General features: G+C 73.9%; 11 protein-coding genes. 4 read left to right on the top strand and 7 right to left on the bottom strand.

The features are described 5' to 3' along the window. Window positions 1-6: 6 nt before the first annotated feature. From ACMXGY_RS09865 to ACMXGY_RS09855, 3 genes are read right to left on the bottom strand one after another with little or no spacing between them, the layout of a single operon-like run. Complete coding sequence (locus ACMXGY_RS09865) at window positions 7-1,458, bottom strand: anaerobic C4-dicarboxylate transporter family protein (RefSeq protein ID WP_483776653.1); 1,452 nt, start codon at window positions 1,456-1,458, stop codon at window positions 7-9. A gap of 46 nt (window positions 1,459-1,504) precedes the next feature. Beyond that, window positions 1,505-1,837: an SHOCT domain-containing protein gene (locus ACMXGY_RS09860; protein WP_483776652.1), complete on the bottom strand. Its 333-nt coding sequence runs from the start codon at window positions 1,835-1,837 to the stop codon at window positions 1,505-1,507. 35 nt (window positions 1,838-1,872) lie between these two features. Next, entirely contained in the window at window positions 1,873-2,784 is a 912-nt protein-coding gene (locus ACMXGY_RS09855; RefSeq protein WP_483776651.1) for a DUF6325 family protein, read from the bottom strand. 204 nt (window positions 2,785-2,988) lie between these two features. On the opposite strand from ACMXGY_RS09855, the gene ACMXGY_RS09850 reads away from it, so the two are divergent. Together ACMXGY_RS09850 and ACMXGY_RS09845 are read left to right on the top strand one after the other, a co-directional pair. Continuing rightward, window positions 2,989-3,372, top strand: a complete 384-nt coding sequence (locus ACMXGY_RS09850) for an SHOCT domain-containing protein (RefSeq protein WP_483776650.1) — start codon at window positions 2,989-2,991, stop codon at window positions 3,370-3,372. A gap of 113 nt (window positions 3,373-3,485) precedes the next feature. Beyond that, window positions 3,486-6,125 (top strand): winged helix-turn-helix domain-containing protein, encoded by a 2,640-nt coding sequence (locus ACMXGY_RS09845; protein WP_483776649.1) that lies wholly within the window; start codon window positions 3,486-3,488, stop codon window positions 6,123-6,125. A gap of 4 nt (window positions 6,126-6,129) precedes the next feature. Here the strand turns inward: ACMXGY_RS09845 and ACMXGY_RS09840 are convergent, their stop codons facing one another. The 4 genes from ACMXGY_RS09840 to gndA form a co-directional block, all read right to left on the bottom strand. Then, window positions 6,130-7,650 carry an MFS transporter gene (locus tag ACMXGY_RS09840; RefSeq protein WP_483776836.1) on the bottom strand — a complete coding sequence of 507 codons (1,521 nt, stop codon included), beginning with the start codon at window positions 7,648-7,650 and terminating at the stop codon, window positions 6,130-6,132. A 65-nt stretch (window positions 7,651-7,715) separates the two neighbouring features. Continuing rightward, complete coding sequence (locus ACMXGY_RS09835) at window positions 7,716-10,454, bottom strand: cation-translocating P-type ATPase (RefSeq protein ID WP_483776648.1); 2,739 nt, start codon at window positions 10,452-10,454, stop codon at window positions 7,716-7,718. 118 nt (window positions 10,455-10,572) lie between these two features. Further along, on the bottom strand, window positions 10,573-11,757 hold the full coding sequence (locus ACMXGY_RS09830; protein ID WP_483776647.1) for a DegT/DnrJ/EryC1/StrS family aminotransferase: 1,185 nt from the start codon (window positions 11,755-11,757) through the stop codon (window positions 10,573-10,575). Window positions 11,758-11,850: 93 nt separating this feature from the next. Continuing rightward, window positions 11,851-13,287, bottom strand: coding sequence for an NADP-dependent phosphogluconate dehydrogenase (gene gndA / locus ACMXGY_RS09825; RefSeq protein WP_483776646.1), 1,437 nt, complete (start codon window positions 13,285-13,287; stop codon window positions 11,851-11,853). Window positions 13,288-13,537: 250 nt separating this feature from the next. On the opposite strand from gndA, the gene ACMXGY_RS09820 reads away from it, so the two are divergent. Together ACMXGY_RS09820 and ACMXGY_RS09815 are read left to right on the top strand one after the other, a co-directional pair. Further along, window positions 13,538-14,140, top strand: a complete 603-nt coding sequence (locus tag ACMXGY_RS09820; RefSeq protein ID WP_483776645.1) for a DUF3000 domain-containing protein — start codon at window positions 13,538-13,540, stop codon at window positions 14,138-14,140. Continuing rightward, window positions 14,137-15,426, top strand: coding sequence for a ribonuclease D (locus ACMXGY_RS09815; protein ID WP_483776644.1), 1,290 nt, complete (start codon window positions 14,137-14,139; stop codon window positions 15,424-15,426). The genes ACMXGY_RS09820 and ACMXGY_RS09815 overlap by 4 nt, the downstream gene beginning before the upstream one ends. The last annotated feature ends 5 nt before the right edge of the window (window positions 15,427-15,431 follow it).

Raw genomic sequence — 15,431 nt, 5'->3', positions numbered from 1 at the left:
TGCGGTTCAGAAGAAGATGGCGCCGATCAGTGCGCCGACGACGATCGTCGTGGCCGACAGGACGAGCATCGGCACGAAGAAGCTGTGGTCCAGGAGCTTGGTGCCGAGCTTCGTGGTCCCGGACAGGTCGAAGTTCGCGGCGGCGATCTGGGTGCCGTTGGCGGGCAGCGTGTAGACGCCGCCGAGAGCCCCGGCCCACATCCCGGTGACGAGTCCCGGCGAGAGGCCCGCGGCCAGCCCGATCGGCACGATGGTCCGGGTGGCGGTCGACTGGCTCGTCGTCAGGGCGGCCACCAGGAAGACGGCGAGGGCGAAGATGAACCGCCAGTCGGTGACCCAGGCGCCGATCGTGCTGACGATCAGCTCCTCGTGCGCCGTGATGAACGTCGCGGTGAGCCACGCGATCCCGAACAGGGCGATCGCCGAGATCATGCCGGCCTTGAACACGGACTGGTCGGGGACGTCGCCGACCTGCGGCCGGCCCAGGAAGAGGATCGCGACGCCGACCACGAACATGACCAGGACGATGGTCGTCGTCATGTCGATGGGTACGAGGCCCTCGCCGGGCACCTCGAAGGACGGGCGCAGTCCCGGGAACAGCCCGAGGACGACGATCGCCAGGACTCCGGCGAGGAAGGCGAGGGCCGAGTTCCGCCCGCGGCTCGTGTACGTGAGCGTCGACGCGACGGACACGGGAGCGTCGCCCGAGCCCCCGGTCGCCGTGCTGGGAGCAGACGGTTCCGCACCGCGACCCGCACCCACGACGCTCGGGCTGCGGGGCGCCTCCGCACCGGCGGCCACCGCGGCCGGTGCCTCCAGCTCGCCCGCCGCGATCCTCGCCAGCACCTCGGGGTCTTCCCCGAGCTCCTTGCCCGTGCGGTTGACGACGAGTGCGGTGACGACGATGCCGACCACGCAGGCGGGCAGCGTGATCGCCAGGATCTGCGTGAGGCCGAGGTCGTAGGGCGCGACGTCGGTGAGGGTGAGCATGGCTGCCATCGCCGCGGAGACGGGAGACGCGGCGAGGGCGATGCCGGACTGGACGACGGTGAGGGTGAGCGGTCGCGACGGCCGGATCCCGTTGCGGTACGAGACGTCGTAGATGACCGGCAGCAGGGGGTAGATGATGTTCCCGGTCCCGGCTCCGACGCAGAAGGCGAACGCGGTGAGCGGAGCGATGAGCGTGATCTGCCGCGGGTGCCGCTCGATGATGCGGGCGGCGACGGCCACCATCCAGTCGATCCCCCCGGCGGCCTGCATGAGCGCCGCGGCGGTGACGACCGCGAGGATGATGGCGAGAGCCGCGGCGGGCGGAGCGCCTGGAGCCTCCCCGAACACGAAGACGAGCACCGCGGTGCCGAGCCCACCCCACAGGCCGACACCGACCCCGCCGGAGCGGGTACCCATGACGATCGCCCCGAGGACGACCAACGCCTCGAGGACGAAGACGACGTCCATGTCGTGCCTCTCTCGTCGACCACGCCGGTGTGGTCGGCCCCGAGCCTCAGGAACCGAGGACGCGCGCCTTCTGCGCGGCGAGCTCGGCGTCCGTGAGGACTCCCTGCTCGTGCAGTGCCGCGAGCTCGCGCAGCTGCGCGATGGTCGCGTCCATGTCGGAACCGCCCGCAGCCGCTGGCGGCGGGGCCGCCGGCGCGGGGGGTGCCGCGTACTGCGCTGGTGCGGCCGGGGCTGGCGGGCCGTAGCCGGCCGCCTCCTGGGCCTGACGTGCGTCCTGCTCGGCCCAGCGGCCCTGCTGGCGGCGCTGCACGCGGCCGGAGACGGCGCTCGCCGTCCCGGCGACGACGGCAGTCCGCGCGACGCCTCGGAGCAGTCCCATGGTGGTGTGTCCTCTCGGTCGGGGTCGACGTCTGCTCAGCCGGCCTCGGCGGCGTCGAGCGCCGCGAGGATCGACTGCACCGGGAGGCGCCCGCCGGCGACGAGCGCGCCGCCGCCGCGGCGCAGGGCGGAGGCGAAAGGCCCCGCCCACGCGTTCTCGTACACGAGCACGCCGGCAGCGCTGCCCGGCTGGAGCGCCTCGCCGGCCTCCCGGAGGTCGTCCTCGCCGAGGATCCCCGAGGAGGCTCCCTCGAACACCGTCACGTCGAAGTCTCCCGTGACGTCGAGGTTCTCCAGCTCGATGCCGTACACCTCGCCGCTCGCGCTCTTCTCGACGAAGGCCAGGTCGAGGACCCGGATGATGCCGCGCTCCACGAGGTCGAGCAGTAGTGGCAGCGCCTCGCCGTCGAGCCGGTTCTCGGGAAACTCCACGACGATGTAGTCGATCGGTCCCATCTCGTCGATCTCTCGGTCCATCGGTCGCTCTCCGGTCGTGCTGGCAGGGAACGGGCCGCCCACGATGACGTCCCACGCTTCACGGTGCCTCCCGTCGACGGCCGTGTCCTCACCCTGCGCGGGTGATCGACGTCCTGCGACGGCGGCGAGGAGGCCGGCGAGGTCCACCTCCCGCATCCGGTAGGAGGTGAGGACCGTCGGGACCGTCCGGTCGACGTCGTCGAGCATCTCCTGCACGAGCGCCCCGACGGGGCCGCGGACGACGACCTCCACGTCCGCCCGCGTCCCAGGTGCGGTCGTGCGCAGCTCGAGCAGCTCGAGCCCCAGCGCGGCGAGGCGCTGGAGCAGCCCGTAGAGCGCGGCCTGGTCGCGCACCGTCGCCTCGAGCACCGTGCACTCGACCGAGCGGCGTACGCCCAGCTCGGCGACGTCGGCCGCGGGAAGCACGACCGGACCACGGAGCGTGACCTCGACCATCGTCGTCCGGGCCATGCGCCTCTCCTTGCCTCGCGACGTCGAACGGCCTCGCGCCGTCGCACCAGGATGCAGAGATCACGCCTCCGGGCGGATCACCCCGAGCGGGTGGCACGGGCTCCCGCGGACCGACTACCCCCGGCGGGTGAGGAGGAGTCGCGTGCCACCGGTCGACAGTGGGACCGTCACGGACGTCCGTGACCGGACGTGAGGAGTGCGGCGATGGACGGCTTCTGGGACTGGTTCTGGCTCATGGTGTGGTGGTTCTTCTTCATCGCCTACCTCGTCGTGCTGTTCCAGATCATCGGCGACCTCTTCCGCGACAAGGCCCTGAGCGGATGGTGGAAGGCGCTGTGGATGATCGCCCTGATCGTCGTGCCGTACCTCTCGGCGCTGGTCTACGTCATCGCGCGCGGACGCGGCATGGCCGAGCGGCACGCGGAGGAGGACCGCTTCCGTCGCCAGATGACGGACGACTACGTCCGGGCCACGGCCGGCACCGGGCGGTCGCCCGCGGGTGAGATCGCCGACGCCAAGGCGCTCTACGACGCCGGCACGATCGACGCCGACGAGTTCGCCGCGCTCAAGGCGAGGGCTCTCGCCTGAAGCCTCGTGCGCGCCGTCGTGGATGACCTGGCCGGGCCGGTCGGTGCGGGTCAGGCCGAAGAGCGACACCGTCTCGCCCGGCCTCCTGGTGAACGCAGGCGTACGGTGGCCCCATGGCCTCGGTCGAGCCGCGTGCCGAGCGGGGGGACGCGCGCGTCGCGGCTGCCCCGGAGTCGCTGCGCGCCCGCACAGCCGTCCCCGACCTTCCCCGGGCCACCGTGCCGCGTCCGGCCGTCGAGGCGGTGCTCGACGACGCGGTGACGCATCGCCTGACCCTCGTGTCGGCCGGGCCCGGCTGGGGCAAGACCACCGCCGTCGCGCACTGGGCACGCGGTGGTACCGGCCGACGGGTCGCCTGGCTGACGCTCGAGCCGTTCGACGACAAGCCGGCCGCGTTCTGGGCTGACGTGCTCGCGGCACTGCGTGACGCGGGCGTCGTCCCCGCCGGGCATCCGCTGGAGACGCTGGTCGTTCCTCCACGGATGTCTCCCGGGCTCCTGCGCCAGGTGCTCGCCGCGGTCGAGCGCCTGCCGGAGCCCGTCGTCCTCGTCCTCGACGACTTCCACTTCGCGGCGTGCTCCGAGGTCGCGGCGACCGTCGACGACCTGCTGCGCTACCCGCTGCCCCTCCACGTCGTGGCGCTCACCCGCGTCGACCCGCTGGTCCGGCTGCAACGGCTCCGGGTGCTGGGCGAGGTGGCGGAGGTCGGAGCCGCCGACCTCGCGTTCGACGCCGAAGCGGTCGCGACGCTCGCCCCCGAGCACGGGCGAGACCTGGAGCCCGGCGACGTCGAGCGGGTGCTGGAGGAGACGGGTGGCTGGGCGGTCGGGGTCGCGTTGCACCTGGAGTCGTCCGACGCCGTGAGCCGGGCCCGCGCGAGCCGCTCGGCGGCGGAGTTCCTCCTCGCCGAGGTGCTCGACCGCCGGGACCCGGCGACGCGCCGCTTCCTGCTCCGCACGAGCGTCGCCTCGGCCGTCTGCCCCGACCTTGCCGCCGAGCTCGACCCTGACCTCCGCGTCCGCAACCTGCTGCCCGACCTCGCCGCAGCGGACGGGTTCGTCACGACCGTCGGCGAGGGCCGCACCTGGTTCCGGTACCACCCGCTCCTGCGGGAGATGCTCCTGCACCAGCTCGGCGTCGAGGACCCTGCCGGTCTGCGCGAGGCGCACCGGACCGCGGCCCGGTGGTTCGCGCGGGACGGCGACCCGCTGCGTGCGCTCGAGCACGCGGCGGCCGCGGTGGACTGGCCGCTCGTGAGCGGGATCTTCGTCGAGGGCGCCGCTGCGCAGCTCGCCGGGCCGCACCGCGAGACGGTCGCCGACATCGTGCGGACGATCCCCTTTGCGACGCTGGGACCGGACGCGCTGCTGTCCCTGTGCGCGGGGGCGCTCGCCGGCGTGGACGAGCGGTTCGACGCCGCGGCCCGCCATGTCGTCCGGGCGCGTGCGCTCCTCGACCCGGACGAACAGCCCGCGGCTGCCGTGCTCCTGGAGCTGGTCGACGCGTCGACCGCACGCGCGCAGGGCGACGTGCACCGGCTCACGACGACGGCCGGGGCCGCGCAGGCCGCAGCGGACGACGCGCCGTACCCGTTCCCGGCGCTCGAGACGTACCGGCGGCTGGCCGCCTCGCACCGTGCCGCGGGACTGGCGTGGTGCGCCACGCCGGCCGAGGCCTGGGTCCCCACGACGCGCGACGACACGAGCGGCGCCCGGCTGGTCCACCTCGGCGCGCGAGCCGCGACGGCGCTCCGCCTCGTCGCAGACGGACGGCTGGAGGAGGGCCAGGCGTCCGCTCGGGCGACCACGACGGATGCCGTGGCACGGGGCTGGGAGATGTTCACCCACGCGCGAGCCGCGCACGCGGCGCTCGCCTGGGTGCGCTACCTGCGCGCCTCGGACGAGGGCCTGGAACGCCAGCTCGCGCACGCGCTGGCTGCTGACGGCGGGGGCCGCGAGCCCGCCTCGGAGGTCGCCGTCCGGCTGCTCCAGGCGCTGGTCGCCGCGGCTCGGGGGCACGCCCAGGCAGCACGCCACGCGCTCGCATCCGCCGACCGGACGCTCGGTCCGGTCCCGGTGCCTCCGGTCCTGGCGGACCTGTGGGTACGGACGTCCACGGAGGTGCACCTCAGGGGGCCGCGCCTCGGCCCGGCGGGAGGGCGGGTCGAGCGTGAAGGGCTCGGCTCCTCGGCCGTCCTCGCCGTGTGCGACGCGCGCCGGCTGCTGGCCGACGGCCGGAGCGGGGCAGCGCTGCGTGAGGTCGAGGGCGTCGCGGACGACACGGACGGCGAGGTCGGAACGCTCTCTCGCGTCGAGGCCGCCCTCGTCGAGGCCTCCGCGCTCGCGCACGCCGGCACCCGCCGCGCTCACGTGCTCCTCGCCCAGGCGCTGGACCTCGCTTCCGAGGAGCAGCTCGCCCGCCCGTTCCTCACGATCCCCGGTGCGGAGCTGCGGCCGCTGCTCGCCCGAGCAGCGGCAGGCCGGGACGACGGCCTCGGCAGACGGCTCCGTGCCCACTTCTCCCGCGGCGCGGTCGCTCCCGAGCCCACGCCGCTCGTCGAGCCCCTCACCGAGCGGGAGCTCGCGGTCCTCGCGGCCCTGCCCACGATGGAGAGCAACGTGGAGATCGCCGAGGACTTCTTCGTGTCCGTCAACACCGTCAAGGCGCACCTCAAGGCGCTGTACCGCAAGCTCGGCGTCGGGTCTCGGCGCGACGCGGTCCGCCGCGGCCGCGAGCTCGGCATCCTGCCCTGACGCCTCAGCCCAGCGCGGCCGGTGCCGCGCCCGGCACCGGGTCGGGCAGACGCCGCATGCGCAGCGCCTGCGCCACGCCGAGGAGCCCTGCGCCCAGCGGGACGAGGAGGGCGACCTGGAGGGCCCGCGCGCGCACGTCGTCGTTGATCCGCAGGATCTCCTCGCGCACGGGGGCGGGTTCGTCCGCGAGCAGCTCGACGAGCTGGGCGTCGCTCATGACCTCGGCGTCCTCCTCGAGGACCTGGCTCACCTGTGCCTTGTCCTCGGGCGGCAGCACGCGGCTGGCCTGCGCCTGGGCGGTGAACCCCGTCGCGAGCGACGCGAGCATGACGGCACCCGCGAGGGCGAGCCCGAGCGACAGCCCGAACGAACCCGCGGCGGAGTTCACGCCCGCAGCCTCCCCCACACGTTCCTCGGCGATCGGGGAGAGCGTGAAGGCGTTGAGCTGCGAGACGAGGAGCCCGAGGCCGCAGCCGGCGACCACGAGCGGGATCGCGAGGTACCACCCCGACGTCGCACGGGGCACGACGGGCAGGAGCGCCGCGATCCCCACCACGAGGAGCGCGAAGCCCGCCAGGACGAGCGTGGCGGGTCGACGCCGACCCGCCCGGCGGCCCGCGACGATCGCCGCGGCGAACATGCTGAGCGACAGGGGTGCCAGCGAGAGGCCGGCGAGCATCGCGTCGTAGCCGAGAGCCATCTGGAGGAACACGGGCAGCGCGATCATGGCGCCGCCGAGCGCGACCTGCTGCAGGGTCTGCTGCGAGACGCCGACGCGGAACGCCGGGGAACGGAACAGCACCGGGTCGACGAGGGGCGCGGCGCCCCGTCGCTCGCGCCGGAGCACCCACCGCGCGAGACCGACCAGACCGACGACGCCGACCGCCACGAGCAGGCCCACCGCCTCGCCGCCCTCCTGCCACACGAGGACCCCGAGCACGACACCCCCCATGCCGAGGACGGAGAGCACCGCCCCGACGACGTCGACCGACCGGTCGCCCGTGAAGGGGACCTCGCGCACGAGCCGGATGCCCGAGAGCACGACGACGATGACGACCGCCTCGAGCGCGAACGCGACGCGCCACGACAGGTACGTCGTGATGAAGCCGCCGAGGAGCGGTCCGACCGCCGCCGCCACCGACGCCGACGCCCCGACGAGGGCATACACCTTCGTCCGCGCCGCACCCTCGAAGCTCCCGTGCACGAGGGCCTGCATGGACGGCAGGAGGAGTGCCGCGCCCAGGCCGCCGACCAGCGACCAGAAGACGACGACCGCGGTGAGGCTCTGGGCGAGCGTCATCGCGACCGCACCCACGCCGTAGCCGAGGAGCCCGAGCACGTAGCCACGACGTCGGCCGACGAGGTCGCTCACCTTGCTGCCGATGAGGATGAACGCGGCGGAGACGAGAGCCTCGAGGGCGATGGCGGTCTGGACTCCGCTGACGGTCGTCCCCAGGTCGTGGACGACCGCCGAGATCGAGACGTTCATGAACGAGGTGTCGACGACGAGGACGAACATCGCCATCGCCAGCAGCACCGCGAGGCGCCGGTCGACCGTCCCCGTCACCCCTCCCCCGGTCACGACGCGCCTCAGGCCCGAGGCAGCCCGCGCACGGGCTCCGCTCGGCCCGGACCGACGTGGCGCAGGACGAGCTTGCCGAGCTCGACGAGGACGAGGAACGCGACGGCCACGAGCGCGCACACGCCCCACTGCTCGCCGTCGAGGCTCACCGTGCCGAAGATCCGCTCGAGGCCGTCGAGGGTCGTGACGAGGAACGTCAGCCCGAGCGAGGAGAGCAGGAGGACGACGAACCGGCCGTTGGCGAGCGTGTCGAACGAGAGGATGCTCGCGCGCGGGTCGCGCCACTCGAGCGCCGCGACGACGTGCAGGAGCGACATGGCCGTGAGGCCCATCGTCGTCGCGACCGGCAGGTCGTAGCGGTCCTCGCCCCACGCGACGGCCACGAGCGTCCCGACGGCGATGAGGACGCCGCCCAGAGCGAGGCGCGCGCCGAGCGCGCGCCCGATGACCGGCTCGGAGGGCGAGCGCGGCCTGCGTCGCATGAGACCCGGCGAGGCCGCGTCGAAGCCGAGCCCGATCGCGAGCAGCACGTCGATCGCGAAGTTGACCCACAGGATCTGGAGCGGCGTCAGCGGCGTGCCGCCCGCGATCGTGAAGATCCCGGCGCCCACGAACGTGAGGATGAAGCCGATGAGCACGACCATCTGGAAGCGGATGTACTTCATGAGGTTGTCGTAGAGCCCGCGGCCGCCCTCGACGGCCTTGACGATCGTCGCGAAGTTGTCGTCGGTGAGGATCATCTCGGCGGCGTCCTTCGTGACCTCCGTCCCCGTGATCCCCATCGCGACGCCGATGTCCGCCCGGGCGAGCGCGGGGGCGTCGTTCACGCCGTCACCGGTCATCGCGACGACGTCGCCCTGGCGCTTGAGCACGTCGACGAGCCGCACCTTGTCCTCGGGGGCCACACGCGCCACGACACCGATGCCGGCGACCTCGGCCTCGAGCTGCGCGTCGCTCATCGCCGCGAACTCGGCGCCGGTCAGCGCTCGTCCCTCGATGCCGAGCTGCCCGGCGATCGCGGCGGCGGTCGTCACGTGGTCGCCGGTGATCATCCGCACCCGGATCCCCGCGTCCTTGCACTCCGCGATCGCGTCCCGCGCCTCGCGCCGCGGCGGGTCGACGATCCCGACGAGCGCGAGCAGCTCGAGGTCCTGGGCGAGACCGAGCAGGTCACCCTCCAGGTCGGCCGGGGTGACGTCGCGACGCGCGACCGCGAGGACCCGCATCCCCTCGGCCGCGAGCCCGTCGTTCTCCCGGGAGACCAGCGCGCGTGCGTCGTCGTCGAGCGTCGCCGTGCCCCCGTCGGCGGTGAGGTACCGGCTCGACCGCGCGAGGAGCACGTCCGGTGCGCCCTTGACGTAGCAACGGACCGCGCCGTCGATCTCGTGGAACGTCGCCATGAGCTTGTACTCGGTGTCGAACGGCACCTCCGCGACGCGCGGGTGGTCGCGACGCGTCTCCTCCACGTCCAGGCCGGCCTTGGCGGCAAGCACGACGAGCGCGCCCTCCGTCGGGTCCCCGAGGCACTCGCCGTCCCGCACGACGGCGTCGCTCGCGAGCGCCATCGGCAGCGCGACGGGCTCGAGCGGGACGTCGGTCGAGCCCGCCGCCGCGAGGATGCGGCCCGTCGTCGAGTAGCCCTCGCCGTCGACGGAGAACCGTCGCCCGGCGAGCACGAGGCGCCGGGCGGTCATCTGGTTGAGCGTGAGGGTCCCGGTCTTGTCGGAGCAGATCGCCGACGTCGAGCCGAGGGTCTCCACGGACTTGAGCCGCTTGACGATCGCACCCTCGTCCGCGAGCCGACGCGTACCGAGCGAGAGGAGCATCGTCACGACGGCGGGCAAGCCGGTCGGGATGGCCGCGATCGCGAGGCTGATGCCGACCACGAAGAGGCTGTCGAAGTCCTCCCCGCGTGCCAGCCCGAGCACGACCACGACGACGAGCGCGACCGCCGCCATCACGGTGATGATCACGGTGATGCGGTCGAGCTGGCGCGTCAGCGGGGTCTTGTCCTGCTCGACGCCGCTGAGCATCCCGGAGATGCGGCCGACCTCGGTCGTCATGCCCGTCGCCGTGACGACCATCTCACCGCGGCCACGGGTGACCTGCGAGTTCATGTACGCCATGTCGGTCCGGTCGCCGAGCGGCGCGTCCTCGGCGCCGACCGGCGCGACTCCCTTGGCGACGGGCGTGCTCTCGCCCGTGAGCCCCGCCTCCTCGATCTCGAGCGAGGCCGCGACGACGAGCCGGCCGTCGGCGGGGATCTTGCTCCCCGCCTCGAAGCCCACGACGTCACCCGGCACGAGCTCCTCCGCCGGCACCTGCTCCTGGCGTCCGTCGCGGCGGACGGTCGCCGTCATGACGAGCATCTCGCGCAGCGCGGCCACGCTCTGCGCCGCCTTGCCCTCCTGGTGCAGCCCCATGAGGGCGTTGAGGACCGTGAGGAGCAGGACGACCACACCCGTGGTGACGTCGCCGAGGGCAAGGATGCTGACGACCGCGGCACCGACGAGCACGAGCTGCATGAGATCGCGGTACTGCCGCAGGAACGCCTGCCAGGCCGGCTCCTTGCGCTCCTCGGCCAGCGCGTTCGGGCCGTACCGCGCGCGACGCTCCGCGACCTCGGCCGACGTGAGGCCGACGGCCGGGTCGACACCCAGCTCGGCGCACACCTCCGAGACGGAGGCGGTGTGCCAGGGACCCGGGCTCGGCGGGACCTGTTGTCGAGAGATCTGCGCAGCCGTCATCCTGGGCTCCTTCCGGCGCTCCCTCCCACGGTCACAGCCGACCGCGTCGAGAGCCTCACCCGCCAGGGGTGAGCCCTCGGCGCCCCGCGGAGTCGCCGGTCGGAGGGAGCCGCGTCGCTCAGACCACGGCGGGCCTGGCTCCCAGTGCCGAGCGCACGGCCTCGACGACGCGGCGCGCCGTGGCGACGCCGACCGTCGTCGGCAGGTTCACGACACGCGCCACGAGGTCCTCGGTCGTGGCGAGCGCCGGGTCCCCGGGCGTGTACCCGTACACCGCGGGGTCGTCCGGGCCGGGGAACAGCGCGGGCCGGTACCACTTCCCGACGTAGAAGCCGGCTGCGGTGAGCTCGGCGACGAGCCGGTCGGCGGTGGCGGCGTCGGGCGCGAAGAACGGGAACCGGACCAGCGGCGCCCGCTCTCCGATGCCCGCCGGGACCTCGACGACGTCGGACAGCCCGCGCACGTACTCCGCGACGGTGTCCGCACGGCGGGCCTCGACGTCGCCGCTCGACCGCAGCGCGTCGACCATCTGCCCGACGACCCACGCCGACGGCCGCTGCGGCGCGTGCGCGAGCCCGCCACGGTTCTCCACCGGGGCGATCGCGGGCTCGTAGGCGCCGACCGCGGTCAGCGCCCCGCGCACCTTCCCGGCGGCAGCGCCGGGGAGCCGGTTGAGCACGCGCACCTGCGTGCGGAAGCTGCGCGCGGCGAGGTCGAGCCGGGCACCCACGACGGGCAGCGCGTCGAGCGCGGAGACGATCGCGGCGCGCAGCGCCGGGTCGAGCGACGGGCTGACCCACACCGCACCCCCGAAGCGTGTCGGCAGCATCTTCTCGACGCCGAACGAGTGGAACGAGACGTCCGCGACGGGCTTGCCGTCGGCGTCCCGCGCGAGGCGCGTCACGCAGTGCGCGCTGTCCTCGAGGAGAAGGGCGCCGACCGAGCGCGCCGCGTCGCGCAGGCGCAGGGCGGTGGCGTCGTCGACGATGCCGAACGTGTTCTGGAGCACGACGGCGCGCGTCGCGGGGCCGGCCGCGAGCCGGTCGGGGTCGATCGCGACGGTCGCCGGGGAGACCTCGGCGTAGACGGGCCGGAGCCCGGCGACGAGGACGGGGTCGACCGCCGTCGAGCACGTGAACACCTGGGTGACGACGTCGCCCGCCCCACGAGACTCGGCGAGCGCACGGAGCACGACCTCCATGCCGTACCGGGCCTTGAACACGAGGAACCAGTCGGCGGGGTCGGTGCCCGTCCGGTCGGCGAGCATCCTCGTCGCGGTCGCGTCCTGCGGATGGCGGCTCATCGGTCTCCGTGTCGTCGTGGATCGGCGTCGTTCGGCGAATGCCGACGGCGGCCGTCACGCCGGAGCGTCACGGCCGCCGTCGGGCGGTGGGTGTCAGGCGTCGGACTCGGTCCGGTCGCCCGACCACTCGGTGTGGAACACGCCCGGCTTGTCGACGCGGCGGTACGTGTGCGCGCCGAAGAAGTCGCGCTGCGCCTGGATGAGCGCGGCGGGCAGGCGCTCGGCCCGGACGCCGTCGTAGTACGCGAGCGACGACGAGAACGCCGGCGTCGGGACGCCGTTCTGCGCCGCCCCCGCGACGACCCGGCGCCACGCGGCGAGGCCGTTGCCGACCGCGCCCGTGAAGTACTCGTCGGCGAGGAGCAGCGGGAGCTGCTCGTCGCGCTCGTACGCCTCGGTGATGCGGTTGAGGAACCGTGCGCGGATGATGCAGCCGCCGCGCCAGATGCGCGCCATCGCCCCGCGGTCGATGTCCCAGCCGAACTCGGCCGACGCCGCGGCGATCTGGTCGAAGCCCTGCGAGTACGCGACGACCTTCGACGCGTAGAGCGCGAGGCGAACGTCCTCGACGAACGCGTCCCGGTCCTTGACGTCCCAGTCCTGCGTGTCGGCGGGCAGGGCCGCACGGCCCGCCTCGCGCTGCGGCACGGAGCCGGACAGCGCCCGGGCGAACGTCGCCTCGGCGATGCCGGTGATCGGGACGCCGAGGTCGAGGCCGTTCTGCACGGTCCAGCGACCGGTGCCCTTCTGCTCCGCCTGGTCGAGCACGACGTCGACGAACGCCGAGCCGGTCTCCGCGTCGACGTGCTGGAGCACGTCCGCCGTGATCTCGATGAGGAACGACTCGAGGTCGCCCGTGTTCCAGTCCTCGAAGATCTTGCCGATCTCCGCCGCCGACGCGCCGAGGCCCTGCTTGAGCAGGTCGTATGCCTCGGCGATGAGCTGCATGTCGGCGTACTCGATGCCGTTGTGGACCATCTTGACGAAGTGGCCGGCGCCGTCCGGGCCGACGTAGGTGCAGCACGGCGTGCCGTCGACCTTCGCCGAGATGTCCTCGAGGATCGGGCCGAGGCTCGCGTACGACTCGCGCGTGCCGCCGGGCATGATCGACGGGCCGTTGAGCGCGCCCTCCTCGCCGCCGGAGACGCCGGTGCCGACGAAGTGCAGCCCCTTCGCCGCGAGCGCCTTCTCGCGGCGGATCGTGTCGGGGAAGTGCGCGTTGCCCGCGTCGACGACGATGTCGCCCTCCTCGAGGAGCGGCACGAGCTCGTCGATCACGGCGTCCGTCGCGGCGCCCGCCTTGACCATGATCACGACCTTGCGCGGCCGCTCGAGCGACGCCACGAAGTCGGCCATCGACTCGGACGGGACGAAGTCGCCCTCGCTGCCCGCCTCGGCGATCAGCGACTCGGTCTTGGCGTACGAGCGGTTGTGCACCGCGACCGTGTAGCCGTGACGGGCGAAGTTGCGGGCCAGGTTGCGACCCATGACCGCGAGTCCGGTCACACCGATCTGTGCACGTGCTGACATCTGCTTCCCTGCTCCTCGGGGTTCGGTAACGGTGCGTGACCGGTACGGGGCGGATACGCGGTCAGCCTAGTCCTCCGGTACCGACCGGCCCGGGGGCTGCCACCATCCGGTCACCCGCAGCGGTGGTGACGATCCGGTCACGGCCGGCGGCGGCCGACCACGCACCACGGAGACAGCCGATCACGATTCGGTGACGCCCGCGCGCGGCGCCACGGCCGCACGACGTCGGGCTCGTAGTGTGCGCGGTGTGATGACCGCTCGCGGGACGGACGCCCCGCCGGAGTTCCGTGCCGCGCTCGACGCCCTCGCGGCGCGTCGGCTGCGACCGGAGGTGACGCTGCGCGAGGTGCCCGCGCCGCGCCGGATCGCCCCCTGGTCCGTCGCGCTCACCGGCGAGGTCGCAGGCGCGCAGGACGACGACCCGGACCTGGCGTCCGGGCGGTTCATCCTGCTGTTCGACCCCGAGGGGCAAGAGGCGTGGCAAGGGCGCTTCCGCGTGGTCACGCTCGTGCGCGCGACGCTCGAGCCCGAGATGGGTGCCGAGGAGATGCTCGCCCAGGTGGCCTGGTCCTGGTTCGAGGACGCGCTGCGCGACCAGGGCGCGACGGCGCGCGCCGAGAGCGGCACCGTGACCCGGGTCCTGTCGCAGAGCTTCGGCGCGCTCGCCGGCAAGGACGACGACGTCGAGCTCGAGATGCGCGCCTCCTGGACCCCCCTCTCGGACGAGCTCGGGAGCCACCTCGCGGCCTGGTCCCAGCTCCTGTGCACGGCGGCCGGGCTGCCCCCCGTGCCCCAGGGCGTCACGCCCCTCGCGCACCGGGCACCCGCTCGACGCAATACCGTGGGTCCATGAGCTCGGCCGCAGCACCCGCACCGCCCCCCGTCGGCGACCTTCCCGACGACGCACCACCGCAGGACGCGCCCACCGTCCCGGTGGTCACACCGCTCACCGAGCCGTCCGACGGCCTGGGGCGTGTCGTCGACACCCCCGACGCGTTCGCGCGCGTCGTCGAGGCGTTCGCCGCCGGGTCCGGTCCCGTCGCCGCGGACGCCGAGCGCGCGTCGGGATACCGCTACGGGCAGCGCACCTACCTGTTCCAGGTCCGGCGTGAGGGTGCGGGCACGGCTCTCGTGGACCCCGTCGGCGTGCCCGACCTCTCGCCGCTGCTCGACGCGGTCGGCGACGCGGAGTGGGTCCTGCACGCCGCGTCGCAGGACCTGCCGGGCTTCGCCGAGCACGGCGTGGTCCCCGCGCGCGTCTTCGACACCGAGCTCGCGGCCCGCCTGCTCGGCATGGAGCGCGTGGGTCTCGCCGCCGTCGTCGCCGAGGTCCTCGGCCTCGGGCTCGCCAAGGAGCACTCCGCGGTCGACTGGTCGACGCGGCCCCTGCCCGAGGAGTGGCTGCGGTACGCGGCGCTCGACGTGGAGGTGCTCGTCCCGCTGCGCCAGGCGCTCGGCGAGCGGCTCGACGCAGCCGGGAAGAGCGAGTGGGCCGCCCAGGAGTTCGAGGCGGTGCGCACCGCCGGTCCGCCGGCGCCGCGCGTCGACCCCTGGCGACGCACCTCCGGGACGCACACCTTGCGCGACCCGCGCCGGCTCGCCGTCGTGCGCAGCCTGTGGCAGGCGCGCGACGTCAACGCCCGGCGTCGCGACATCGCCCCCGGGCGCGTCCTGCCCGACCGCGCGATCCTCGCCGCCGCGGAGTCGCTGCCGCGGTCCGTCGCCCAGCTCGTCGAGATCCCGGCCTTCGCCGGGAAGGGCACCCGGCGGCGCGCCGCCTACTGGCAGCAGGCGATCGACGAGGCGCTCGCGCTCCCCGCGGGGGCCCTGCCCTCGACTCGCGGGCCCCGCACGGACGCCCCGCCACCCCCGCGCGCCTGGGCCGACCGCGACCCGGGCGCCGCGGCCCGCCTGGAGGCGGCCCGCGGCGTCGTGCAGGCGCTGTCTGACGAGCTCTCGGTCCCGCTGGAGAACCTGCTGCAGCCGGACGCCCTGCGCCGACTGTGCTGGACGCCGCCGCAGCCCGCGGACGCCGAGCACGTCGCGCAGTTCTTGCGTGGGCGAGGGGCACGCGAGTGGCAGGTCGAGCTGCTCGCCGACCGGCTCGCGACCGCCTTCGCGACCGTCCCGGGACGGTAGGGTCG

This window comes from Cellulosimicrobium sp. G4 BAM 1002, assembly GCF_057126935.1.
The sequence above is the reverse complement of the archived record's forward strand: the minus strand, read 5'-3'. Positions and strand labels throughout refer to the sequence as shown.

What these genes read in the sequence shown, in the direction of transcription:
- ACMXGY_RS09845 (WP_483776649.1), top strand. Translation starts at nt 3,486, where the DNA reads ATGGCCTCGGTCGAGCCGCGTGCCGAGCGGGGGGACGCGCGCGTCGCG.
- ACMXGY_RS09835 (WP_483776648.1), bottom strand. Translation starts at nt 10,454, where the DNA reads ATGACGGCTGCGCAGATCTCTCGACAACAGGTCCCGCCGAGCCCGGGT.
- gndA (WP_483776646.1), bottom strand. Translation starts at nt 13,287, where the DNA reads ATGTCAGCACGTGCACAGATCGGTGTGACCGGACTCGCGGTCATGGGT.
- ACMXGY_RS09830 (WP_483776647.1), bottom strand. Translation starts at nt 11,757, where the DNA reads ATGAGCCGCCATCCGCAGGACGCGACCGCGACGAGGATGCTCGCCGAC.
- ACMXGY_RS09865 (WP_483776653.1), bottom strand. Translation starts at nt 1,458, where the DNA reads ATGGACGTCGTCTTCGTCCTCGAGGCGTTGGTCGTCCTCGGGGCGATC.
- ACMXGY_RS09840 (WP_483776836.1), bottom strand. Translation starts at nt 7,650, where the DNA reads ATGGCGATGTTCGTCCTCGTCGTCGACACCTCGTTCATGAACGTCTCG.
- ACMXGY_RS09855 (WP_483776651.1), bottom strand. Translation starts at nt 2,784, where the DNA reads ATGGCCCGGACGACGATGGTCGAGGTCACGCTCCGTGGTCCGGTCGTG.
- ACMXGY_RS09860 (WP_483776652.1), bottom strand. Translation starts at nt 1,837, where the DNA reads ATGGGACTGCTCCGAGGCGTCGCGCGGACTGCCGTCGTCGCCGGGACG.
- ACMXGY_RS09850 (WP_483776650.1), top strand. Translation starts at nt 2,989, where the DNA reads ATGGACGGCTTCTGGGACTGGTTCTGGCTCATGGTGTGGTGGTTCTTC.
- ACMXGY_RS09815 (WP_483776644.1), top strand. Translation starts at nt 14,137, where the DNA reads ATGAGCTCGGCCGCAGCACCCGCACCGCCCCCCGTCGGCGACCTTCCC.
- ACMXGY_RS09820 (WP_483776645.1), top strand. Translation starts at nt 13,538, where the DNA reads ATGACCGCTCGCGGGACGGACGCCCCGCCGGAGTTCCGTGCCGCGCTC.